This is a genomic window from Bordetella muralis, from assembly GCF_965139205.1.
GTDB lineage: Bacteria > Pseudomonadota > Gammaproteobacteria > Burkholderiales > Burkholderiaceae_B > Bordetella_A > Bordetella_A muralis.
In genome coordinates this window covers 726110-747829 of the sequence record NZ_CBCSIU010000001.1, presented here as the reverse complement: position 1 = coordinate 747829, position 21720 = coordinate 726110, and the positions used below count along the sequence as shown (strand labels likewise).

The following is a 21720-nucleotide window of genomic DNA, read 5'->3' as shown; positions in this document are numbered from 1 at the left end:
GTTAGTTAGTAAATGAGCTCGATCGCGGCCCTGAAGCCCATACAGCCCGGCACAGCAGCGGCTACGTCCCCTTTTCCTTGGAGTTGCACAATGCAAGTAGGAACCAGTGCAGGCGCCCGTGTCGGGTGCGATATCGGCGGGACTTTTACGGACATCGTCCTGTCATTACCGAATGGACAGCTCTTTGTGAACAAGACGTCCACAACGCCCCACGATCTCGGGGAAGCCATCGTCACCGGCCTGGGCGCATTGATTAAGCAGTCAGGTATCGAGCCGGGCGACATCACGGAGATCGTCCATGGCACCACCACTGCGTCCAATACAATTCTTCAAAAGGTCGGCGCCCGTACCGGCGTGCTGACCACCGCGGGATTCCGAGACGTGCTCGAAATCGGCCGTATTCGTACGCCTACGATGTTCGACCTTGGGTGGCAAAAGCCGCAGCCATTAGCCGCCCGTCGCTACCGTCGAGGCATCAATGAAAGAATGGATGCGCGCGGAAATGTCGTAGCTCCCCTGAATGCCGATGAGGTCCTGTCCGTTGCCCGCGATCTGATCGACGAAGGCGTGGAGGCGTTGGCGATCTGCTTCTTGAACAGCTATATCAATCCGGCTCACGAACTTGAGGCCAAGGCATTGCTGGAGCGTGAATTTCCTCACCTGCTGGTTACGGCGTCGTGCGATGTGCTACCGGAAATCAAGGAGTACGAGCGCACGAGCACTACCGTGGTAAATGCCTACATTCTGCCGGCCATGCGCACGTATCTGCGCCGGTTGAAAGACGATCTTGGGCGTATGGGAGTCAAAGCGTCATTGCAGGTGATGGCCTCCAATGGGGGAATGATGGGCGTCGATAGCGCCAGTGAAAAGCCCGTTTTCGCCGTGGCTTCAGGGCCTGCGGGAGGCGTGGCAGGCGCTGCCCAGATAGGCGCGCTAGGCGATGGCAAGGATCTCATCGTTTTTGATATGGGCGGCACTACCGCGAAAGCCTCCATCATCATGGGCGGTGTACCTTCATTAACCAACGAATACGAATTCCGCGACGGAATCAGCGCGCCGAGCCGCTTTGTCAAGGGCGGTGGCTATGTACTCAAGGTCCCCGCTATTGACATCGCGGAAGTCGGAGCTGGTGGCGGCTCCCTGGCCGGTATCGACGCTGGCGGTCTGTTGTGTGTCGGGCCCGAATCTGCTGGCGCGAATCCTGGGCCGGCGTGCTATGGCCGTGGCAACGAACGTCCTACTGTGACGGACGCGAACATGGCATTAGGTTTCCTGAACCCCACGGCGCTGGCCGGAGGCAGTCTGAAGGTCCATCCCGAGAAATCGCAGCATGCCATTGCGATGCATATCGGCGAGCCATTGGGGCTGGATATGCTGGCAGCCGCACACGGTATCCGTCATGTAGCCAATGTGAGTATGGCGCGTGCGCTGCGTGCGGTGACTGTCGAGCGCGGCCGCGATCCGCGCGATATGACGATGATCGCATTTGGTGGCGGCGGCCCACTGCATGCCGTCGATGTTGCCAAATTGCTGGGCATCAAACGGGTGATTGCGCCTGTGATGGCTGGCGTATTCTGCTCGGCAGGTATGCTGGGGGCAGATGCGGAGCACAACTTCGTCAAAGCGGTACTGCGTCCGCTTGCCAACTGCGATAAGGAAACGATCAACGCTGCAATCGCTGAACTGCGCATGCAAGGTTTATCCGTCCTGGCACAGGAAGGTTATTCCAAAGATGCCGTTGAGATGGCAGTCAGTTTGGATCTACGTTATCTGGGCCAGAGTTCCGAGCTGACTATTGCATTACGCCAGCCAGCGACTTCGGTAATTGACGATGCAGTCATTATTCATCTCATCGAAGATTTCGGTGATCAATATCGGCAGACCTTCGGTTACGTCAATGACGAACCTCTGGAACTTGTGAATATCAGGCTAAGCGCCTACGGCCGTAGTGATCAACGACTGAAATTCAATGATATTCGCGTTGACGCAAGCGCGCTGCAGGGCGTATCGGGCACACGCCAGGTTAGTTTCGAGCGCGATCAGCCTCCGTACGAGACGCGTCTGGTACCTCGATCGGCCATTCAAGATGAACCGTGGCATGGCCCGCTCATCATCGAGTCATATGACACTACGATTGTCGTGCCGCCTGGCGCCTCGGCCCATGCAGACAAGATCGGCAACATCATCATCGATATCGCCCAGGAGCAAGCATGAGTACGCAATTCGATCCCGTTACCTTTGCCGTTGTCAAAAATGCGATGGATTCCATCGTCGACGAAATCGCATACACCGTCATCCGCACGGCGCGATCGGAAATCGTCAAAGACGTGATGGACTACTCGGCGGCCATATGCGATCGCCATGGCCGCATGGTCGCGCAGGCAAAAACCATTGCTTTGCATCTAGGCGCTATTCCGGAGGCCATGGCGGCGCTGCAGCAGCGTTATGGCAATACACTGCAGCCCGGAGACGCCGTGATCGTGAACGATCCCTATGAGGGAGGAATGCATCTCCCGGATATCTTCATGTTCGTTCCCTTCTTCTACCGAGGCGAGATAGAAGGATACTGCGTTGTCATCTGCCATCACACCGATGTGGGCGGACGTGTCCCCGGATCAAATGCCAGCGATTCGACCGAGATCTATCAGGAGGGCCTGCGCATTCCGGTGCTAAAGCTCTACGAGGCCGGCAAGGTCAATGAAACGCTGGAACGCATCATTGCGCAAAACGTTCGTGTCCCTGATCGTGTCCTCGGCGACTTGAAGGCTCAATACGCGGCCACGCAAATCGGGGTGCGAGAATTGACGGCCCTATTTGATCGCTATGGCAGAGACGATTCGCGCGCCTACCTGAACGAACTGTTGGACTATGCGGAACGCCTGACGCGTGAAGAAATCAGAAGGTGGCCCAAAGGGACATTCCATTTCGTTGACTACATTGATGACGACGGCCTGTCGCCAGACCCTATTCGTATCGAGGTGGCACTGACAGTACACGAAGACCGTGTGTCGGCGGACTACACCGGATCTTCGCCGCAGGTCCGTGCAGCGATCAATTCCACGTTGTCATATACAAAGTCATGCACCTATTTGAGCGTGCGCTGTGCACTGCTGGGAGACGTTCCAAACAACGCAGGTGTATTCCGCTGCATTGATGTCCATGTACCCGAAGGCTCAGTATTGAATCCGCTGCCTCCGAGCGCCGTGGCGGCCCGCGCGTTAACAGGTTATCGCGTGTTTGACGCCATGCTCGGTGCGCTCGCCCAGGTCGTACCGCATCGGATCCCGGCCGCGGGCGAGGGCGGCAACACCGTAGTATGTCTTTCTGGGAAAAGCGACGAAGGCAAGCCGTACATTATTGTCGACATGATCTGCGGTGCATGGGGTGGCCGTCCTGCCAGCGACGGAATTGAAGCCATTACCAATGCTTCACAGAATCTTTCGAATACTCCCGTAGAAACCTTGGAGGCTCAACATCCCGTGCGGGTCGAAGCCTACGAGCTGGTGGAGGACTCTTGTGGCGCCGGCCAATATCGCGGTGGGCTAGGTATCCGCCGCAGTTATCGTGTGCTGGCACCAGATGCGCTGTTGCAGCTTCGTGCCGATCGCATGAAATTCTCGCCTTATGGCTTGGCGGGCGGTACGCCAGCAAGCCCTGCTCGCAATGTGCTGCAGCATGGAGATGAACTGACGGAGTTGCCCAGCAAAGTCGGCATGACGATTGCACGCAATGATGTGGTGACGCATATTCAACCCGGAGGCGGGGGCTTTGGCGATCCTATGGAGCGTGACTGGGATCGCATCCGTGAAGACGTGTGGAACCACAAGCTGACCGCAAAGTACGTCCTTCAGCATTACAAGGTCGTGGTAGATCCTCATACCGGTGCAGTGGATCACACGGCCAGCGAAGCGCTGCGCCGCAATGCCATGGCGCAGGCTGCATAGCGAGCCGTTCAGGAAAAGCCCGAATCTCTGTCTGACGTCACCTACACATGCCTCACGAGGATTAAAAAATGCGTTCGTCTTTTCTGAACCGGATCCACCATACCGTTCTGGCGGCAACGATGTTGTTCGCTTTCACCGCAACGAGTGTCCATGCGGAAAGCGAAAAACTGCGAGTGCGAATGGATTTTTCCGCGTGGGGTATGCATGCGGCCATGCATCTGGCGCTACAAAAGGGTTGGTTTAAAGATGCCGGCCTCGATGTGGAAATCCAAGACGGCACCGGCACGATCAACACACTGCAACTGGTTGCCGTCGGCCAGATGGATATCGGTCAAGTGCAATTGGGCACGATGGCCATCGCCAAAGAGAATGGATTGGATCTCATCTCTATCGCCGGCTTTGCCCGGAAGGGCGACCTGGCCGTGCTGGTGGACGAAAAGCTGGACGTCAAATCTCCCGCCGATTTGATCGGCAAGAAGCTCGTTTGCTTCACTACGAGTCCTTGGGCTCCTTTTATCGATCCCTATTTCAAGGCCAGTGACGTACCGAAGTCGAAGACCAATGTCGTGATGGTCGCGCCCAGTGCCATGATTTCCACCTACGCTTCCGGGAATAGCGACGGGTTCCTGTCGCAGGCCCCTTTTGGCCAGCCGATGGTGGCCAAGGTACGGCCGGCCAAGACACTGCTGCTGGCCGATAGCGGGATCAACTTTCCCAGTTACGGCCTGGTGACGACACCGAAGGCGTTGGCTGAACGTGGGGACGCGATCAAGAAGTTCACGCAAATCCAAGTCAAGGCATGGGAATACATCTATGCGGGTCATGAAGACGAGGCGGTTGCTGCCATCGTCGCCCAGCGGCCGAATGCAAAGCTCGATCCGGAGATTTTGCGTGGACAGATCGCAGCGTACCGGGAGTTCTTTGAAAGCCCTTCACAAAAAGGCGCGCCCTTCGGGGCTCAGAATGATGCTGACTGGGTCGCGGCGATTCAGTCCATGGAACAGGTGGGGGCCATCAAGCCGGGCCATAAGCCGTCCGATTATTACACCAACGCGATGTTGGCAAACTGACGAGACAGGGGCGAACATGTCGGCATTCTTAGAGATAGGTCAGCTCAACAAAATCTACCGCTCTCAGCGCGATCCGCTCTACGCGCTCAAGGACGTGAGCCTCGATATCGAACAGGGCGAGTTTGTGAGCATTGTCGGGCCGAGCGGCTGTGGCAAAAGCACCTTGTTGAAATGCGTGGCGGGGTTAGAACCTATCTCGAGCGGACATCTTGCGCTGCAGGGGGATCCGATCGTCTGTCCGCCGTCGAACATGGGAGTCGTTTTTCAGCGTGACCTGCTTTTGGATTGGCGCACCATTCTCGACAATGTGCTGATCTCTGCCGAATTTCATAATCTGAACCGAAAGGACTACGAAGAAAGAGCCCGCGCGGTGTTGAACCTGTTCGGACTTGGCGCCTTTGCCGATCGATTTCCGTGGGAACTGTCGGGCGGCATGCGACAACGTGCCTCGATCTGCCGTGCGTTGCTGGTCGATCCTCAGTTGCTGCTGATGGACGAACCCTTTGGGGCGCTCGATCCTTTTACGCGGGACGAACTGAATGAAGAGCTCCAGCGTACCTGGATGGATACCGGCAAGACGGTGCTCTTTATCACGCACTCGATTTCCGAGGCGGTCTACTTGAGCGATCGCGTCGTCGTGATGTCGCGCAATCCCGGTGGTGTAGCAGCCGTCATTCCTATTGAGCTCGATAGACCACGCGGTTTGGCCATTCGTGAAACAAAGGCCTTTGCCGACTACGTGTCACAGATCCGCGGGATCTTCCGCGAACTCGGAATCTACAAGGGGTAAGCGATGAAAGGCTTATGGAAACGCGCCGAAGAGAGTCGGCTGGCTATGTTGACGATGCTCGTTATTCTCGTGTTGTGGGAAGGTGGCGTCAGATGGTTTGCCGTCAGGGAATTCCTGCTGCCGGCACCCAGCAAGATCTTTGCCGAGTTCATGGCGCAGCCAGGGTTTCTATTAATGCAGACCCTGGATACCTTGCAGACTACGATGGCGGGCTTTGTTCTGGCCGTCGTGCTCGGCGTTGGGGCGGCTATTGGTATTGTCTATTCTCGTTTCCTTGACCGTACTTTGTATTCCTTGATGGTTGCGCTGAACGCTGTGCCGAAAGTCGCACTCGCGCCGTTGTTCGTCATCTGGCTCGGCACAGGTTCTGCCCCAAAGATCGCAATTGCCATGCTGATCGCTATTTTCCCGATTTTGATCGATACGGTACTGGGCTTGAAATCCATCGATCCAGAAATGCTCAACATGGCACGTGCAAATCAAGCCTCTCGCAGCAAAGTGCTGTGGAAGATCCGTTTTCCGAACGCATTGCCCAGCATCTTTGCCGGTATGAAGGTCGGTATTTCTTTTGCCCTGGTCGGTACGATTGTGGGCGAGTTTGTCGCCGGCGGCAGTGGATTGGGCTATGTCATCCTCGTCGCCCAGGGCAGCTTTGACACGCCGACAGTCTTTGTGGCGTTGGCGCTGCTTTGCATACTCGGTGTGATCTTGTTCAAAGGGCTGGAGATCGTCGAAGAACATCTATTGCCTTGGCATGCTTCTCAACGTGGAAAGCCAATTGCCGAGTCGCCGTCAGCCGCACAACAGGAAAAGCAGATGCCTCTGTTGGCAGAGGCGAAACGCTAACAACGTCCTGAGGTTTTGGGATGCTGACCGGTCAGCGGCTGCGTTGCATGACGCCTGGCACTGACTGGCTACTACAACGGGGGCAGTTTCGCCGTGAGCTCGCTTTTGATGACCTTTCCGCCTGAATTGCGAGGCAACTCGTCCAACTGGAAGATCTCGCGTGGAATTTTATAAGGTGCGAGCGTAGCTTTGCACATTCTCTTGAGCGCCTCCTCATCGAGAGCATGTCCTTGGCGCAATGTGACAAAGGCAGCGACTTCTTCGTTGAACTCACGCGATGGCCAGCCGACTACGGCGACTTCAGCAATCGATTCATGGGCTGACAAGATAGTTTCGATTTCCAGGGGATAGATGTTGACTCCGCCGCGGATGATCATGTCTTTGGATCGGCCTTTCAGCGTCAGGTATCCATCGGCATCCAGGCTGCCCAGATCTCCTGGATAGAACCATCCTTGATAAAAGGCTTCCGCGCTGGCCTCCGGGTCGTTGTAGAACCCGTTGGCAACGGCAGGCCCGCGATATCGAATTCGTCCTGTTTCTCCGCGGGATACCGGATGATGACTGTCGTCTACGACTTGAACCTCGACGCCATAGACTGGCCGGCCGACGGATGCTCCATGTTCAGTCTGATCGGCGGGCGGCAGTACGGTAATGCCGCCGCCTTCGGTGGAACTGTAGTATTCAAGAAAGTTCGGGCATATGTCTTCTTTGATGCGCTTGCGTTCCTCCGCTGTCAAGGCCGAGCCGGATGAGATCAGTGTGGTGAGGGCCTTCATCGAAGTCAGCTTCTCAGGCTCGGTGTTCATCATTCTGCGCAGCAGCGTTGGTACCAGAAAGAGAATCGTGCCCTGTGTGCGCGCAATCTCGATGGCCAAGTCTTCTGGAGCATAAGGAGGAGGAAATAGAACCAGCTTTCCTCCCGCATGCAGCGTGGACATGGCGAATGCCCTGCCACCTCCGAAATAGAGGGGCGTCGCATTGACGTAGACTTCCCGGCTGCCAAAGCCCAGATCCACCCAGTGTGTCCAGAATCGTGCTTGAAACTGGCTATGCGTCAGCATGGGACCTTTGGGGCGTCCCGTCGTCCCCGACGACAATGACATGACAACGCCCCGATTGCCATCGGGAAAGACACGATCGATCGATGTTCCGATGATTTTCTTATTCCAGCCTGCATCCGCTGCAATGCATGCCGCCCCAGGAATGTCGCCGCCCGGCTCCACCATGATCAACGTCGGCTGGAAGTGCTTCGCAACGCGCAGCTTTTCAAACTCTTTCCAACGGCAATCCATGGGCAGAATCACTGCACCCGCACGCGCGATGGCATAGAGCATCAATACATGCTCTATCCCGTCCTTTAGCGCTACCGCGACAATATTGCCGTTGCGTATTCCCATGTCCTGCAACATCGCTGCGCGCTGTAAGACGGCCTGATTCAATTCGGCGTACGTCAACGATTCATCGCCATGCACGAGCGCGACGCTGGAGGGCCGCATCTGTGCATGCAGGGACAACATGTCTGCAATATTAGGAACGCTCACCGTGCGGCCCCTTCATTCAACTTGTACACACGTATGGCGTTGTCGCGCAGCAGCTTTCGTTTGGACTCAGGGCGCAGGTCCAGGGCCTCTATCTCGTCACGCGTACGTTCGAAATCCAGGATCGGAAAATCCGTGCCGAACAGCACTTTGTTGCTGCCGTACGTATTGATGTAGTGGACGAACGAATCCGGCCAGTACTTGGGTGCATGTGCATCGCAACCGATGTATACGTTAGGATGCTTCCATGCCATGGCGATCATTTCATCTGTCCATGGGATGCCTACATGGATGCCGATCAGTTTCAACTCGGGAAAGTCGCAAGCAACCGCATCCAGCGTGATCGGTTTACCCACGCTGCGCAGGCGATAGTTCGGGTCATAAAGCATGGATTGCCCCACCTGCAGTTGAATGGGAATATCCAGCTCTACGCACTTGGCATAAAAGGGATACCACTTGGCGTGATCCGGGGCGAGTTCAAACCAATGCGGATAGCCGTGTGCGCCGATGAATCCATAGTCCCGAACCGCTGCCTCCAACTGGCGGACGCCATCCATGCCTTCTGTGGGATCGATGCCGGCCAGACCTAGAAAACGATCGGGATGCAGATTGATGGCTTCGGCCACCATCTCGTAAGGAATGTGGTAGCTGGCGCGATGCCCTTTGGTGCCGACTTTGCTGGCAATCAGAAAGGCTCGCTCAATGCCCGCGGCATCCATGCGCCGCAGCATTTCATCATGAGTGATCCCACGCAATGTGTGATCCTGCACTTTCATTTTCCCGCCGAAAAACGCGTCCCGATTGGGTCGCAGCTCATAAGTCTCGGGAGTCCAGATGTTGACCACCGCGTCTATGGCCAGCATGTCGTACTTGCTCATGGTTTGGTCCTTAATCGAATGGGGCGAATCGCGCCCGTTTACCTGCACAGATCGCGGGCGATCAGCATGCGTTGTATTTCCGACGAGCCTTCGCCAATGCGATAGTGGCGTACGTCCCGATAAAAGCGTTCTACGGGTTCATTGCGTATGAGGCCAGCGCCGCCGTGAATCTGTATTGCCCGGTCTGCAACCCGTCCGACCATCTCGGAACAATAGAGCTTGACCACACTCGGCGCCGTACCGACATCCTCGCCGGCATCGATACGGCGCAGCGTGTCATAGGCCAGTGCGCGGGCCGCGGCCAGTTCCGTAGCGGAGTCGGCCAACATCCATTGAATGGCTTGGCGCTCGGATAGGGGCTTGCCAAACGTGCTGCGGTTTTTTGCATAGCCGATAGACAGTTCCAACAGTTTGTCGGCAGTGCCCAGGCATGAGCACGCCACGCCCATGCGGCCACTGGTGAGCGATCCCATGGCTATGGGGAATCCTTGTCCCACCTGGCCCAGCACCGCGGTATCAGGAACGAAACAGTCGTCGAAGTGCAGCTCGGCAAGCTGCATGGGATCCGATCCTATGGTCTTGTCGATGCGGCTGATGGTCATGCCCGGTGTGTCTTTGTCTACCAGGAACGCTGTCATTCTCTCGCCAGCGCGTTTGGCGGCATCGGTGACGGCAATGACCATGATGACGCGGGCATAATGCGCACCGCTGATGTATTGCTTCGTACCCGTGATACGCCAGCCGCCCTCGCAACGCTGTGCCCGTGTGCGCAATGCTGCAGCGTCAGAGCCCGCGTCGGGCTCTGTCAGGGCGAATGACGCCGTCCATTCGCCATTGGCCAATTTGGGCAGATAGGTGAGTTTTTGCGCCGAGGTGCCATGTCGAACCAGCGCAATAGGGGTCAGTCCGCTGGATGCATCCAGCATCAATGTAAAAACCCGGTGCGAGCGTCCCATCTCCTCGATCGCCAGGCAATACGTCGACAGATCCGTCTCTGCACCGCCGTACTCGGCAGGCAGGCGCATGCCCAGATAGCCCTGCGCGGCGATCAACTCGCGAGTGCCGGACGGAACTTCACCGGTTGAGTCAATGCGCGCCGCGATAGGGTCCAAGCGTTCTGTGACGAATTTTCGCAGTGCAGGCCGGAGTTCGGCCAGCGCGCTATTTATTTCGAGGTGCATAGGCCTTCCGATTTATCCATTGATATTTATTCGTATAGTGAATAGGCTATTCGCTTAATGAATCTATTGTTTGGCTTATGCGAGCGCCAGTCAATGGCTCAGGCGATAATTCGCCGTCGATTTGGGGAAAACACTAGTGAAAGAAGATCGGATGTTCGTGACCGCGCTGCATCGGGGCCTCGAGGTTTTGCGCTGCTTTACTCCCGACACCCCCGAGCTGGGCACTAGCGAGATTGCGCGTATGACCGGGTTGCCGCAACCTACGGTGTGGCGGCTTTGCTATACCTTGTCTCAATCGGGATACTTGATTCCCGGCCGCAACGCCGATCGGCTGCGTGTCGGGCCTGGTGTGCTGACGTTGGGACACGCATCCATCACCCATGCGGGTGTCGCGGAATTTGCGTATCCGCTGATGAAAGTCGTGGCCGAAAAGTTTGAAGCTTCGGTATCCTTGGCCGAACCTGATCGGCACAATATGGTGATCGTGCAGCGCGCCGAAAGCCCCGCCATCTTGAAGCTGATCCTGCATGTAGGATCACAGCTGGAGATGGTCAACTCGTCGTTGGGATGGGCTTATCTGGCCGCATTGCCCGACGCAGAACGGACATCTCTATTGACGGCAATCAAGCAACAGCTGGGCAAAGCGTGGAAAGTGCATGCCACTGCCGTAGAAGAAGCGATCGCGCATTACAACGAGCACGGGTTTGTGTTCAACCTGAGACATTCGCATCGTGACGTCAACGCGATCGGAGTGCCGGTCATTTCTCCGGACGGGCGCCGTATCCTGGCACTGACATGCGGGGGTAATAGTTCGTATATGACTAAAGAGCGTCTCGCGGGACCCATCGCGGCAGCGCTTAAAGAATTAGCCCGGCAGATCGCTCCGGCATTGGCGGGCGAGCATGTGGCCCGTCACCGAAACGTGGCGTTCTAGTCTTTACGCGTTAACGAGCATTGACGGCCTTTTGGCATCTGCATAGACTGATTTATGCTGCGAATAGGTTATTTGCATAGCGAATTATTCGATATTGCTGTTGTGCGAACGGAAAAGGGGTTTTCATGGTCGCTATCAGTTGGGCGGTTATTCGTTTTAAAGCAGGTGCTATTGCGTTGACGGCTTTCCTCGGTGTGACTCTGGGCTCTTATGCGGGTCCAGCGGTATCGGCCCAATCTGGTGTATATCCATCCAAAGCCATAACAGTAATTAATCCCTGGACAGCAGGCGGGGCGTCTGACGCCATTGCCCGGCCGCTTCTTCAAAGGATGAGCGACGTCATTGGTCAGTCCGTGATTCTGGAGAACATGCCTGGCGCTAACGGGACCATTGGCGCTGCCAAGGCAGCGCGCGCAAATCCGGACGGCTACACCTTGTTCCTGGCGCATGTCGGTCCAATGTCGATCAGTCCGGCATTGCAGGAGCTCCCCTATAACCCGACTCGTGATTTCGAACCGATCACGCAGATCGTTTCGAGTCCGATCGTCCTGGTGTCCCGGCCCGATCTGAAATTCACATCAGTGAATGATCTATTGAATTACGCGCGTACGCATCCCGGAAAGTTATCTTATGGCTCGGTGGGGGTGGGCAGCACCACGCATCTGGCTGGCGAGATGCTGGCTCAGCTGGGAAAGGTCTCGCTACTGCACGTCCCATACAAAGGCGATAGTCAAATCAGTACTGATTTGATCGGTGGTCAGATCGAATTTGCGTTCATCAATATTGCTGCCGCGATGAGTTTGATGAAAGACGGTCGCGTGACAGGGCTGGCGATTACCACGCTGAAGCGCTCATCAGTGTTGCCCGAGCTGCCGACGGTTGCGGAAACCTTGCCGGGATTCGAGGTCAACTCCTGGTACGGAATGGTTGCTCCCAAAGGAACGCCCAAGCCTATCATCGACAAGCTATATACCACCCTGCATGGCATCCTGATGGAGCCGGAAACAAAATCACGGCTGCAGAGCATGGGACTCGAGGCCGAAGGCACAACCCCTGACGACTATGCGTCCAAAATCAAACAAGACAGCGAACGTTGGGCAAAACTGGTCAAATCAGTCGGGGTATCGTTGAAGTGACATGTGATGCGTTGGCCCGTGTATTAAGGGGTTTCGTTACGTTGCCGGATTGCCAAGTGCACTATCGCACGGCATCCCCGGCTTTGCCGGAGCGAGACGGTATATCTCCCATCCCACTGGTAATGCTGCATGCGTCACCGGGATCCGCAAAACTGCTCGAGCCGTTGATTGCCCGTCTGGGCAATAGCCGAGCGGTGTATGCACCTGACACCTTGGGCAATGGAGACTCATCCGCCCCTGTCAGCGATAAAGCGGACATCCGCTACTTTGCACAAGTGCATGTGCAGGCCATCGATCAGCTAGGGATAGAGCGCTTTGATTTATACGGCAGCCACACCGGTGCAAACATTGCGTGCGAAATTGCCATTGCCCATCCCGGCAGAGTCAGAAAGCTGATCCTGGACGGTGTCTCGCAATACACCGATGACGAGCGTGATGACATGCTCAAGCATTACGCGCCTGGTGTTGCCATAGACATGAATGGCAGCCAACTGGCATGGATATATCAGTTTGTCCGGGACGTGTATTTATTCTGGCCTTGGTATAAGCGCGATGCGGCCCATCGGCGGTCTATAGGTCTGCCCAGTGCCGACGAGCTGCATGACAAGGCAGTAGAAGTCATCAAGGCAACGCGGACATATCACATTCCCTATCGCGCAGCGATCGGCTATGACAAGACCTCTCGTTTGCCTTTGGTGCGCGTGCCCACATTGCTGGCGTGTGCGCAGACGGATATGTTCCTGGAGTACTTCGATCGGATATGCCGCTTGATGCCTGAGGCTCAACCCTTGATAACCGCGGGCACCGGGAACGCCGAAGCGCTGGAGAATACGGTTGCCCAATATCTCGCGTTCCTGGATGCGCAGGACGAAAATACCTATCTGACCTAACTCTTCACGCAGCTTGATCTGAGATGCTGACCGATCAGCGCCTCCTCATCCGACCCTGTTCCCGCCATTCGCCCATTCACTCCACACGGCAGATGGAGGCACCGATTGGCTATCCAGCGAAAAATGTGCCTGCAAATGTTTGACGAGAATATTGAGAAACGCCGTGGCTTTGGCCGAGATCACGCGGCTTTCAAACAGCGCATACAGCATGGCAGATGACAATTCCCAATCAGGCAACACCCGTTCCAGCCGGTAATTCTGGAGTAATTGGTTGCCAGAAAAGGGGTAGGGAACGGGAGTGATGCCTAGGTCTCTGCCGGCGAGCTGTAGATTCAAAAGGATCTGGTTGCTGGAAAATTTCGGGCTGAGCCGAATCGTCTCGACTTCTGTTCCTCTTCTGAGCTCCCAAGTGTCCGTTCCATGCATGCAAATATGCGCATGATGCTGAAGCTCGGCAGGCGACTCAGGATATCCCGTCCGTTGCAGATAATCATGCGACGCCACCAGGATGAGACGAAAATTCACGAGTGGCTTTTGAATAAGAGGAGAGTCCTCCTGGCGCCCTCCCCGGATGTATAAATCCATACCGGAAAGGTCGTTGATTCTTGTTGAACTGCTGAGATCGAAATCGCAGCTGATTTTTGGAAAGCGCTGGTGCAGCTCTTCTGAGACGCCTGGCAACAAAGGCGCCAGTCCGGGCATGATCGAGACCCGCAATTTTCCCTCAGGCGACTCAAGGTATGTCTTGACGTTCTCGTGCGCGTTCAGAATGCCTTCGATTTGGGAGACGCACTCCTCAAAGTAGCGCGTGCCCAAGTCGGTTAATGAAACCTTGCGTGTCGTGCGTAGGAACAGCGCATATCCGAGATTTTTTTCGAGCTCGGATATGCGCCTCGAAAGTGTAGCGACTGGCATATCCAATGCCGCCGCGGTGGCGCTGAAGCTCCCGCGCTTTGCGACTTCGACAAAGTACCAGATGTCGTTTAGAGAAATGCCTTTTTCCATTGAAGATCGCTTTTATCAGAGCACAAGCTATTGCACGGGTGACTTACCTGATTTCCTCGATACCGTTTTGCAGTGCTTTCAGCCAATACGCTACTGCGACAGCGCCACCATCCGGAATGCCGACGGCCCGCTCTCCCAAGTAACTGGCACGGCCTAGACGAGGTTGCATATGGGCAGTGTCCGCTGCGGCTTTCTCGGCTGCTTGCACAGCCTGGCGAAACGCGTCCCTGCCTGGAGCGCCTGCCGCCAACGCCGAATGCCATGCATTGTTGGCCGCCGTGAGGGCGTCGACCATCGTGCGATCTCCCGCTTTAGCGCCTCCCATCTCCATCACGGCAGCTACCGCGGCGGCAAAGGCTTTCTGCCATTGCGCCGGCGATGGCTCGGCCAGGTCCCCCAGTTCGCGACTGGCGCGTAGTAACCCTACGGCGTAGAACGGGCCGGAACTGCCCGCGATCGCTCTGCGCATCGCTTGCGCCGCCGAGGCAAAGAATTGACCGGGTGTGTGAAAAGCCTCAGGAGCCAAGTCGAGTATGGCCTGGCCGCCGCGTGCCATGCTGGCGCCCAAGTCGCCGTCACCGGCTTTGGCGTCAAGCTCCCCGAGTTCGGTTTCGGCAGCGATCAACGCATGCGCGACGCCCTTTGCTGCTCGCTCCAGCGCTGCTACCAACGGGCCGGCAGGCATGGACGCGAGATTTGCTTCGAGGCCGCTCGGCACAGGCACAGTCGTACGCTCTTCATTGATCCGGCCGGAGTGTGTCCATGCCGGAGCGCCGCAAGGCGCATCCAGCAGTTCGAGCAGCTCGTCATCCACAGGCAATACCGACAACGAACATCCGGGCATTTCCAGTGCGGTCATGTAGTTGCCCACCCACGCGCGCGTGGGTGTCAGGCCTTTGGCGCGTAAGGTGGCCAGCGCGTGGCGCGCGATAATCTGCAGTTCTATGGGCGGCGTACCTCCCAAGCCGTTGACCAGCAAAGCGACTCGACTGGCATCGTCAGGTATCTCTGCCAATATCTGCGCCAGGATATCGTCCACTATCGCATCTGCGGGTTTCATGTCGACGCGGCGTACCCCCTTCTCGCCGTGAATACCCAGACCGTACTCGATCTCGGTATCGCCTAGTGAAAAGCTGGGCGTACCAGCAGAAGGTACCGTGCAGGCACCCAGGCCAACGCCCATGGAGCCCACAGCCGCTGCGGCGCGTGCGGCGATGGCCGCCACTTTTTCCAAGGGCCAGCCTTTAGCTGCGGCTGCTCCGGCGATCTTGTGCACGAATACAGTTCCAGCAATACCGCGACGGCGATCGGTCGGAACCATGTCGCGCAACGATACGTCATCGGCCACCAGGACGACTTCGACCGGAATGCCTTTTTCTCGCGCGAGTTCAGCGGCCAAACCAAAGTTCAGCCTGTCGCCGGTATAGTTTTTAACGACCAGCAAGGCACCAGCGGGACCTGCGACGGAGACAATCGCCGCCAGTACCGCATCCACGCTCGGAGAGGTGAATACGTCACCCGCAATCGCCGCGGTGAGCATGCCTATGCCCACATATCCGGCATGAGCAGGCTCGTGGCCACTGCCGCCACCAGAGAGCACCGCCACCGAGCGAGCCGCAAGACCAGGCAAATCACGCTGTACGACGATGTTCTCGCCTTCGATCAGTGCGAGATGGTCTGTCGTATCAACTAATCCCTCGAGGGCTTCTCGTACGATGTGGCGAGGATTGTTGATCAGCTTTTTCATCCATTGCTCCGAGAGTCTGTGTATTCACACAGGGGGAAGACGGGGTCGGCCGTCAGCCTCAGGGCAGCGCCTATCTGACGGTCTAGTGGAATATTATGCTTGTTCTGCATGAGAATGCAGAACGACGGCAGGGAACAGTGCCGTTACGCAATGCTTCAGCGCTACCAGCTGTGGCGTGCGTCTTCGGGGAACGTTCCGTCTTTGACTGCGCGGACATAAGCAGAAAACGCCGCGTGGACGCTGTCTGCGTCGTCCATAAAGTTGCGGACAAATTTTGGCATGCGCCCGATATTGATCCCCAGCATGTCATGCATTACCAGCACCTGGCCTGCCGTGCCTGATCCTGCGCCGATGCCGATCGTCGCGCAGGTCTGCATCTGGCTGGTGAGATCTGCGGCGAGTTTTGCCGGAATCATTTCCAGCACCAACAACGATGCGCCAGCGGCTTCCAACGCTTTCGCGTCACGCACCAGCTTCGCTGCACCATCGTCGTCCTTGCCTTGCACACGAAAACCGCCCAACGCCGATACGGTTTGAGGCGTCAGCCCCAGATGCCCGCACACCGGTATGCCGCGCTCGACAAGAAACTGAACCACCTCGGTCGTCCAGCCCCCGCCTTCGAGTTTGATCATCTGCGCGCCGGCTTCCATGAGGCATACGGATGATGCCATCGCCTGATCTCGTGACTGATGATACGAACCGAAGGGGAGATCGGCTACGAGTAGTGCGGCGCCATCGGCTTTTTCCAGGCCCTTAGCCACACAGCGAGTGTGATACGCCATCTCATCGAGCGAGACACCCACGGTGCTGTTTTTTCCCTGGCAGACCATGCCCAGCGAGTCGCCCACCAGTATGCAATCGACGCCAGCCGCATCTTCGATGGCAGCAAAGGTCGCGTCATAGGCCGTCAGCATGGCGATTTTCTCGCCCTGCCGGCGCATGTCGGCAAGCCGTACCGTCGTTACCTTCTTTCGCTTTGCTATGTCGGCGGAACGGCTCTGCATCCCATAGGGAGCGGCTGTCTCTGTTCCTGCTGCCGGAGTCTCTTTCTGATCTGATGTCGTCATTGCGCGTGGAGTGATGGTAAGGACTCTGAGAAACTCCAGTGTGCCATAGGCCGGCCTCCCCCCGCGCTGATTCCCCTGTTATCAGAACCGGTAGCCGACTCCCAGGCTGCCGAAAACATTGGTCTTGCGTTCGGTCAGCGGGCTATCGCGCGCATCGCCCAGTACGGTACTGACCCCTAATGTGCTCATTACCGTCCAGTCCTTTGTCAACTGGTAGGTCCAGTTGGCGAACAGCGCTGCATTCTTGAAACCGGACGAAGCTGAGTAGGGAGACAGGTGTTCCCGGCTGCGCGCTGCGTCGGATGTGCTGACGCCATACCAGGTCTGCATGTCGCTGCTATTGGCCCATTGCGTACTGACGCCCAAGCGCAATTGCTGCCGTTCGGTTTGCACCACCGCATAGGAAGTGCGTAGTTCCAACGTGCCGCCGTAACCGGATTTTGCAGCTTGGCGATAGGCAGCGCCGAGCGAGTAGCGGCCCGGTGTCCATTCCACAAAGGCGCCGTATACGCCGTGGAAATCGATATCGTCCAGACCGCGGGTGCGATCCGAATCATCCGAGTCCCGGCCCAGGCCCAGGCCGACGAACACCCCGCCTTCCAGGTCGGGGGCGAGTTCATAGCTCAGCCCCAGCGCGGGCAGGCCTGCCCGCGGCGTGATGAAAAAATGGCCGGACCGGTAGTTGATCAGCGGCGTGGGGACGGCTCGATACTCGTCAGAGCCGGCGTAGACGGGCCTCACGCCCACTCCTATACCGATCAGATTCGTGCCCTCCGCGATGGCTGGGCCTGCTGCTGCGGCCAGGGCTATGGCGACTGCACCGCGTGTCATCGTGATTGCTTTCATTCTATTTCCCTGGATCCAAGTTCATCGGCTGCCTGACAGGCGACCGAATTTCAGCCGCTATACTGCCTCGACAGTTTTAGGAATTCTTTAAGCCTCGTATGGGTCTTAAACCGGATTTAATCCGTTGGCGTAACAATGTCGCGCGATGACGAGGACGGATCCAATGCGCACACTATTAGTCGAGGACGACGCCATGCTGGCCGAGGCGCTCCAGCTGGCGCTGCGCCGTGAAGGTGCGAGCGTCGATATTGCGGCCGATGCAAGGTTGGCGCAGACGGCGCTGGTCGACCACGACTACGAGTTGATATTGCTGGACCTGGGCTTGCCTGGCGGGTCTGGCATGGGGATCCTGGCCCAACTACGAGCGCGTTATGACACGACGCCAGTGATTATCATGACGGCGAGAGATCGCCTGAGCGAGCGGATTGCAGGGCTCGATGCGGGCGCCGACGACTATTTGGTCAAGCCGTTCCAGATCGACGAATTGCTGGCACGTGCCCGCGCGACCGTCCGGCGCAGCAAGGGGCGCGTCGCTCCTGTCCTGGTGGCAGGCAACGTGACCGTGGACCCGGCTAACCAGACGGTCCTGCTTGCAGGCGATCCCGTTGCGCTCAGCTTGCTGGAATACCGCACCTTGCTTGCATTGGTAGAGCGGGGTGGCCGGGCTGTCTCTCGCACCGCGCTCGAAAGCGCCGTCTACGGTGACAGCGGCGCCACAGGAAGCAACACTGTGGCGGTTTATATTCACCAGCTACGTCGCAAGCTGGGTGACGATTTGATTGAAACGGTACATGGCTACGGTTACCGTGTAAAAGGGATGTAGCTCATGATCCGTACTCCTTCGCATCGATCGCTACGATGGCGTTTGCTGGCTGGCATGCTCGTGACGGTGATGGTGGCGTGGCTGATCCTGCTCATCTGGTACCAGCGTGATCAGACGCGCGAGCGCACGGGAGATTGGGATCTTAGTCTGGAGCGTGCGGGACAGATTGCCTTGCGGACTCTGCCTCAGGGATTGGAAGCCATTGCATTGCCGCGAGGCTATCAACTGGCGACTCAAGCCGTACCGCACGATAACGAGGCAGAGCTGGTGCTGCAGGTCTACTCGCTCGTCAATGGCCGGTTGCTGCTGCGTTCTCCGAAAGCCCCTGCAGAGCCCCTCACGACTTCAGGTCAGGATGGATTCGCCACCAGTATGGCTGGCGGGGAGGAGTGGCGTACTTATACCATTTCTGATGAAGATGGCCGCATTCAAGTTCAAGTCGGAAAGGCGTTACAAGACCTGAAGCAGGAATTGCATCACAAGATGGGCAATGCGCTGATTTTCATGGCCGCGCTGTTTTTTCCGCTGGCGGCGGTAGCGTGGGCAGTCACCTACACTACCTTCCGGCCCGTTCTGCGCTTGTCGACACTGTTACGCCGCCGTCACCCTCTTGACCTTGATCCCTTGGCCACCCAGGATCTGCCTGACGAGATCAAGCCCTTAGTCGAATCTTTCAATCAGCAATTGGCCAGAGTCGAGGCAGCAGTAGAGAACGAGCGCCGTTTTCTGCAGGATGCCGCCCATGAGCTGCGCACACCTTTGGCAGTGCTGTCGTTGCAGGCCGACAATGCGTTGCGCAGTCAGGATATCGACGAAGTTCATCATTCTGTTCGGCAGATACATCAGGCTACGCAGCGCAGTGCACGTATTTCCGAGCAATTGCTGGACATGGCGATATTGGAATCAACGGGGCTGCAGGAAGCCGCCGCGCGCATTGATCTAGGCGCTGTCGCGCGTGCCGTCGTCCAGGATTATCGACAGCGAGCACAGGCGCGCGACCAGAATCTCACCGAGGATATCGAGTCCTGCTTTGTGCACGGACACGTAGATAGCCTCGGTATCCTGTTGCGTAACCTGCTGGATAATGCCACACGTTATAGCGGACATGGCAGCAATATTCGCATCGCATGCCGGTCACAGGATGCCGATGGAAGTGTTCGATTGTCCGTGCAGGATGATGGCCCCGGTGTGCCAAAAGAATATCGTGAACGCATTCTGGATCGATTCTTTCGGATGCCTGAGGCGCAGGGGCATGGCAGTGGCATCGGCCTGTCGCTGGTCGAGCGCATTGCGCGCTTGCATGATGCGAGTATTGAGATTGGCGCGAGCCCGGATGAGAGAGGCCTGCGTATTACGTTGCGCTTTCCCGCCGCGCCGTAATGGTCTTGGCTTGTCTACGTGATTTATCTAGGCACAACCCGTCAATAAAAGGGCCGGCGCAACAGCGGTGCGCCGGCCTTTTGTTTACCCGCATTGGCAGTGCTATCTGCTAGGCGGTCTGCAACTGCTCAGAGTTGCCCTTGGGTTTCTTTTTCCAGCGTCGCAGGAATGCCCAGACCTGGACCAGGATCAGCAGTGCGCTGGCGCCGATGAACCAGGCGCTGATGGGATGCTCGACGAACACCGCCATATCACCTCGAGACAGCAGCAGTGCACGCCGGAAGTTTTCTTCGACCATCGGTCCCAGCACGAAACCGAGCAAAATAGGCGCAACGGAAAACTCCAGCGTCATCAAGAGCGCACCGATCAGGCCGAATGCCAGGACTTCCCAGATCTGAAACAGGTTGTTCTGCGTACTGAACACCCCGACCGCGATAAAAAAGAGTGCCGATGGAAAGAGATAACGGTACGGCACTTGAAGAAGCTTTACCCACACGCCAATGAGCGGAACGTTTAATACCATGAGCAATACGTTGCCCACCCAGAAGCTCGCGATCAGCCCCCAGAAAATATCCGGATGCTCGGTGATGAGTTGCGGACCGGGCTGGATCCCTTGAATGAGCAAGGCACCGAGGATCAGTGCCATCACGGCATCACCCGGGATACCGAGGCTCATCGTCGGAATGAAGTCCACCTGTGTCTTGGAATGAGATGAGGCTTCGGGCGAGGCTACGCCCGCGATCATGCCGGTTCCGAATTTCTCCGGTGTTTTGGAAAGCTTGCGTTCCAACGCATATGAGATGAACGTCGTGATCGTCGGGCCTGTGCCGGGCATGGCGCCAAACAGTGTGCCGACCAGTGTGCCACGGACCATGGGCATGAAGGCTGTTTTCATTTCCGCTTTGGATGGGCGCATATCGCGCAGCTTCAGCTTGGCGCCACTGCCGATGATGCTCATGCGGTTGACGCTCATGAGGAAATCGGCAACCCCGAACAAGCCCATCGAAATGGCCACTAACTCTAAGCCATCTGACAGATCCAGCAAGCCAAAAGAAAGACGGATGGTGCCGGTGTTCACGTCCGTTCCGACCACGCCGCACAGCAAGCCAAAGAGCGTCATCGCTACGCCCTTGAGCGCCGATCCGCGCGACATGGTGGCGCCTGCCAACAAACCGAGCAACATGATCGAGAAAATCTCGGTAGGCCCGAATTTGAAGGCCACCTCAACCAATAGCGGCGAGGCAAAGATCATGACGATAATGCCCACTGACGCAGCAAAGAACGAGCAGATCATCGTGATACCCAATGCTGTTCCGCCTTTGCCCTGTTTGGTCAGCGGATAGCCATCCAGGCAGGTCACCGCGTGAGGCGGATGCGACGGTAGATTCAGCAGAATCGCGCCGATTGCGCCGCCATATTGCGAACCATAGAAGATCCCTGCCAACATGAGAATGGCCGGGACCGGCGACATGACATAGGTCAGCGGCAACAGGATCGAAATGGCCGACAGTGCGCCCATTCCAGGCAATACGCCGATGAGGTTGCCCACCAGCACGCCAAAGAACGACCAAGCGAGGTTATGCCACTGAAAGGCAACGCTAAAGCCGTACCAAAGGTCCATTAAAGATTGTGAAATCATGGCGCA

At 57.0% G+C, this 21720-nt stretch carries 18 protein-coding genes; 10 read left to right on the top strand and 8 right to left on the bottom strand.

The window, feature by feature from the left end; genetic code table 11:
• Positions 1-90: 90 nt before the first annotated feature.
• The 5 genes from ACNA0I_RS03420 to ACNA0I_RS03400 all read left to right on the top strand — a co-directional run bounded on the left by ACNA0I_RS03420 (position 91) and on the right by ACNA0I_RS03400 (position 6650).
• Positions 91-2214 (top strand): hydantoinase/oxoprolinase family protein, encoded by a 2124-nt coding sequence (locus ACNA0I_RS03420; RefSeq protein WP_415804642.1) that lies wholly within the window; start codon positions 91-93, stop codon positions 2212-2214.
• The gene (locus tag ACNA0I_RS03415) at positions 2211-3944 is read left to right on the top strand and encodes a hydantoinase B/oxoprolinase family protein (protein WP_415804641.1); all 1734 of its coding nucleotides are present in this window, start codon (positions 2211-2213) and stop codon (positions 3942-3944) included. Before ACNA0I_RS03420 ends, ACNA0I_RS03415 begins: the two co-directional genes overlap by 4 nt.
• A 68-nt stretch (positions 3945-4012) precedes the next feature.
• Positions 4013-5014: an ABC transporter substrate-binding protein gene (locus ACNA0I_RS03410; protein ID WP_415804640.1), complete on the top strand. Its 1002-nt coding sequence runs from the start codon at positions 4013-4015 to the stop codon at positions 5012-5014.
• A 16-nt stretch (positions 5015-5030) separates the two neighbouring features.
• Positions 5031-5804: an ABC transporter ATP-binding protein gene (locus tag ACNA0I_RS03405; RefSeq protein WP_415804639.1), complete on the top strand. Its 774-nt coding sequence runs from the start codon at positions 5031-5033 to the stop codon at positions 5802-5804.
• Between the two features lie 3 nt (positions 5805-5807).
• Complete coding sequence (locus ACNA0I_RS03400; protein WP_415804638.1) at positions 5808-6650, top strand: ABC transporter permease; 843 nt, start codon at positions 5808-5810, stop codon at positions 6648-6650.
• A gap of 71 nt (positions 6651-6721) precedes the next feature.
• Here ACNA0I_RS03400 and ACNA0I_RS03395 read toward each other — a convergent pair whose 3' ends face one another.
• The 3 genes from ACNA0I_RS03395 to ACNA0I_RS03385 are packed head-to-tail and all read right to left on the bottom strand — an operon-like array spanning position 6722 to position 10247.
• A complete protein-coding gene (locus tag ACNA0I_RS03395; protein ID WP_415804637.1) occupies positions 6722-8191 on the bottom strand; it encodes a class I adenylate-forming enzyme family protein in 1470 nt (489 codons plus the stop codon).
• On the bottom strand, positions 8188-9066 hold the full coding sequence (locus ACNA0I_RS03390; RefSeq protein ID WP_415804636.1) for an amidohydrolase family protein: 879 nt from the start codon (positions 9064-9066) through the stop codon (positions 8188-8190). The genes ACNA0I_RS03395 and ACNA0I_RS03390 overlap by 4 nt, the downstream gene beginning before the upstream one ends.
• Before the next feature lie 38 nt (positions 9067-9104).
• Positions 9105-10247 (bottom strand): acyl-CoA dehydrogenase family protein, encoded by a 1143-nt coding sequence (locus tag ACNA0I_RS03385; protein ID WP_415804635.1) that lies wholly within the window; start codon positions 10245-10247, stop codon positions 9105-9107.
• A gap of 136 nt (positions 10248-10383) precedes the next feature.
• Between ACNA0I_RS03385 and ACNA0I_RS03380 the strand changes: the two genes are divergently transcribed.
• The 3 genes from ACNA0I_RS03380 (at position 10384) to ACNA0I_RS03370 (ending at position 13207) form a co-directional block, all read left to right on the top strand.
• Entirely contained in the window at positions 10384-11181 is a 798-nt protein-coding gene (locus ACNA0I_RS03380) for an IclR family transcriptional regulator (protein WP_415804634.1), read from the top strand.
• A 125-nt stretch (positions 11182-11306) separates the two neighbouring features.
• Positions 11307-12317, top strand: a complete 1011-nt coding sequence (locus tag ACNA0I_RS03375) for a Bug family tripartite tricarboxylate transporter substrate binding protein (RefSeq protein WP_415804633.1) — start codon at positions 11307-11309, stop codon at positions 12315-12317.
• A gap of 56 nt (positions 12318-12373) precedes the next feature.
• Positions 12374-13207, top strand: a complete 834-nt coding sequence (locus tag ACNA0I_RS03370; RefSeq protein ID WP_415804632.1) for an alpha/beta fold hydrolase — start codon at positions 12374-12376, stop codon at positions 13205-13207.
• A gap of 45 nt (positions 13208-13252) precedes the next feature.
• Here the strand turns inward: ACNA0I_RS03370 and ACNA0I_RS03365 are convergent, their stop codons facing one another.
• From ACNA0I_RS03365 to ACNA0I_RS03350, 4 genes are all read right to left on the bottom strand, one after another.
• Positions 13253-14212, bottom strand: a complete 960-nt coding sequence (locus ACNA0I_RS03365; protein WP_415804631.1) for a LysR family transcriptional regulator — start codon at positions 14210-14212, stop codon at positions 13253-13255.
• 43 nt (positions 14213-14255) lie between these two features.
• On the bottom strand, positions 14256-15959 hold the full coding sequence (locus tag ACNA0I_RS03360) for a dihydroxyacetone kinase family protein (protein WP_415804630.1): 1704 nt from the start codon (positions 15957-15959) through the stop codon (positions 14256-14258).
• A 161-nt stretch (positions 15960-16120) separates the two neighbouring features.
• Positions 16121-17026: a 3-methyl-2-oxobutanoate hydroxymethyltransferase gene (gene panB / locus ACNA0I_RS03355; protein WP_415804629.1), complete on the bottom strand. Its 906-nt coding sequence runs from the start codon at positions 17024-17026 to the stop codon at positions 16121-16123.
• Between the two features lie 81 nt (positions 17027-17107).
• Positions 17108-17872, bottom strand: coding sequence for a MipA/OmpV family protein (locus ACNA0I_RS03350; protein WP_415804628.1), 765 nt, complete (start codon positions 17870-17872; stop codon positions 17108-17110).
• A gap of 163 nt (positions 17873-18035) precedes the next feature.
• Between ACNA0I_RS03350 and ACNA0I_RS03345 the strand changes: the two genes are divergently transcribed.
• Together ACNA0I_RS03345 and ACNA0I_RS03340 are read left to right on the top strand one after the other, a co-directional pair.
• A complete protein-coding gene (locus tag ACNA0I_RS03345; RefSeq protein WP_415804627.1) occupies positions 18036-18695 on the top strand; it encodes a response regulator in 660 nt (219 codons plus the stop codon).
• A gap of 3 nt (positions 18696-18698) precedes the next feature.
• Positions 18699-20075, top strand: coding sequence for a sensor histidine kinase (locus tag ACNA0I_RS03340; RefSeq protein ID WP_415804626.1), 1377 nt, complete (start codon positions 18699-18701; stop codon positions 20073-20075).
• Positions 20076-20184: 109 nt separating this feature from the next.
• Here ACNA0I_RS03340 and ACNA0I_RS03335 read toward each other — a convergent pair whose 3' ends face one another.
• Complete coding sequence (locus ACNA0I_RS03335; RefSeq protein WP_415804625.1) at positions 20185-21714, bottom strand: tripartite tricarboxylate transporter permease; 1530 nt, start codon at positions 21712-21714, stop codon at positions 20185-20187.
• Positions 21715-21720: the final 6 nt, after the last annotated feature.

Excerpts from the sequence above, each read along its gene's own strand:
- ACNA0I_RS03420 (WP_415804642.1), top strand. The coding sequence starts at position 91 with ATGCAAGTAGGAACCAGTGCAGGCGCCCGTGTCGGGTGCGATATCGGC.
- ACNA0I_RS03415 (WP_415804641.1), top strand. The coding sequence starts at position 2,211 with ATGAGTACGCAATTCGATCCCGTTACCTTTGCCGTTGTCAAAAATGCG.
- ACNA0I_RS03410 (WP_415804640.1), top strand. The coding sequence starts at position 4,013 with ATGCGTTCGTCTTTTCTGAACCGGATCCACCATACCGTTCTGGCGGCA.
- ACNA0I_RS03405 (WP_415804639.1), top strand. The coding sequence starts at position 5,031 with ATGTCGGCATTCTTAGAGATAGGTCAGCTCAACAAAATCTACCGCTCT.
- ACNA0I_RS03400 (WP_415804638.1), top strand. The coding sequence starts at position 5,808 with ATGAAAGGCTTATGGAAACGCGCCGAAGAGAGTCGGCTGGCTATGTTG.
- ACNA0I_RS03390 (WP_415804636.1), bottom strand. The coding sequence starts at position 9,066 with ATGAGCAAGTACGACATGCTGGCCATAGACGCGGTGGTCAACATCTGG.
- ACNA0I_RS03385 (WP_415804635.1), bottom strand. The coding sequence starts at position 10,247 with ATGCACCTCGAAATAAATAGCGCGCTGGCCGAACTCCGGCCTGCACTG.
- ACNA0I_RS03375 (WP_415804633.1), top strand. The coding sequence starts at position 11,307 with ATGGTCGCTATCAGTTGGGCGGTTATTCGTTTTAAAGCAGGTGCTATT.
- ACNA0I_RS03365 (WP_415804631.1), bottom strand. The coding sequence starts at position 14,212 with ATGGAAAAAGGCATTTCTCTAAACGACATCTGGTACTTTGTCGAAGTC.
- ACNA0I_RS03360 (WP_415804630.1), bottom strand. The coding sequence starts at position 15,959 with ATGAAAAAGCTGATCAACAATCCTCGCCACATCGTACGAGAAGCCCTC.
- panB (WP_415804629.1), bottom strand. The coding sequence starts at position 17,026 with ATGACGACATCAGATCAGAAAGAGACTCCGGCAGCAGGAACAGAGACA.
- ACNA0I_RS03350 (WP_415804628.1), bottom strand. The coding sequence starts at position 17,872 with ATGAAAGCAATCACGATGACACGCGGTGCAGTCGCCATAGCCCTGGCC.
- ACNA0I_RS03345 (WP_415804627.1), top strand. The coding sequence starts at position 18,036 with ATGCGCACACTATTAGTCGAGGACGACGCCATGCTGGCCGAGGCGCTC.
- ACNA0I_RS03340 (WP_415804626.1), top strand. The coding sequence starts at position 18,699 with ATGATCCGTACTCCTTCGCATCGATCGCTACGATGGCGTTTGCTGGCT.
- ACNA0I_RS03335 (WP_415804625.1), bottom strand. The coding sequence starts at position 21,714 with ATGATTTCACAATCTTTAATGGACCTTTGGTACGGCTTTAGCGTTGCC.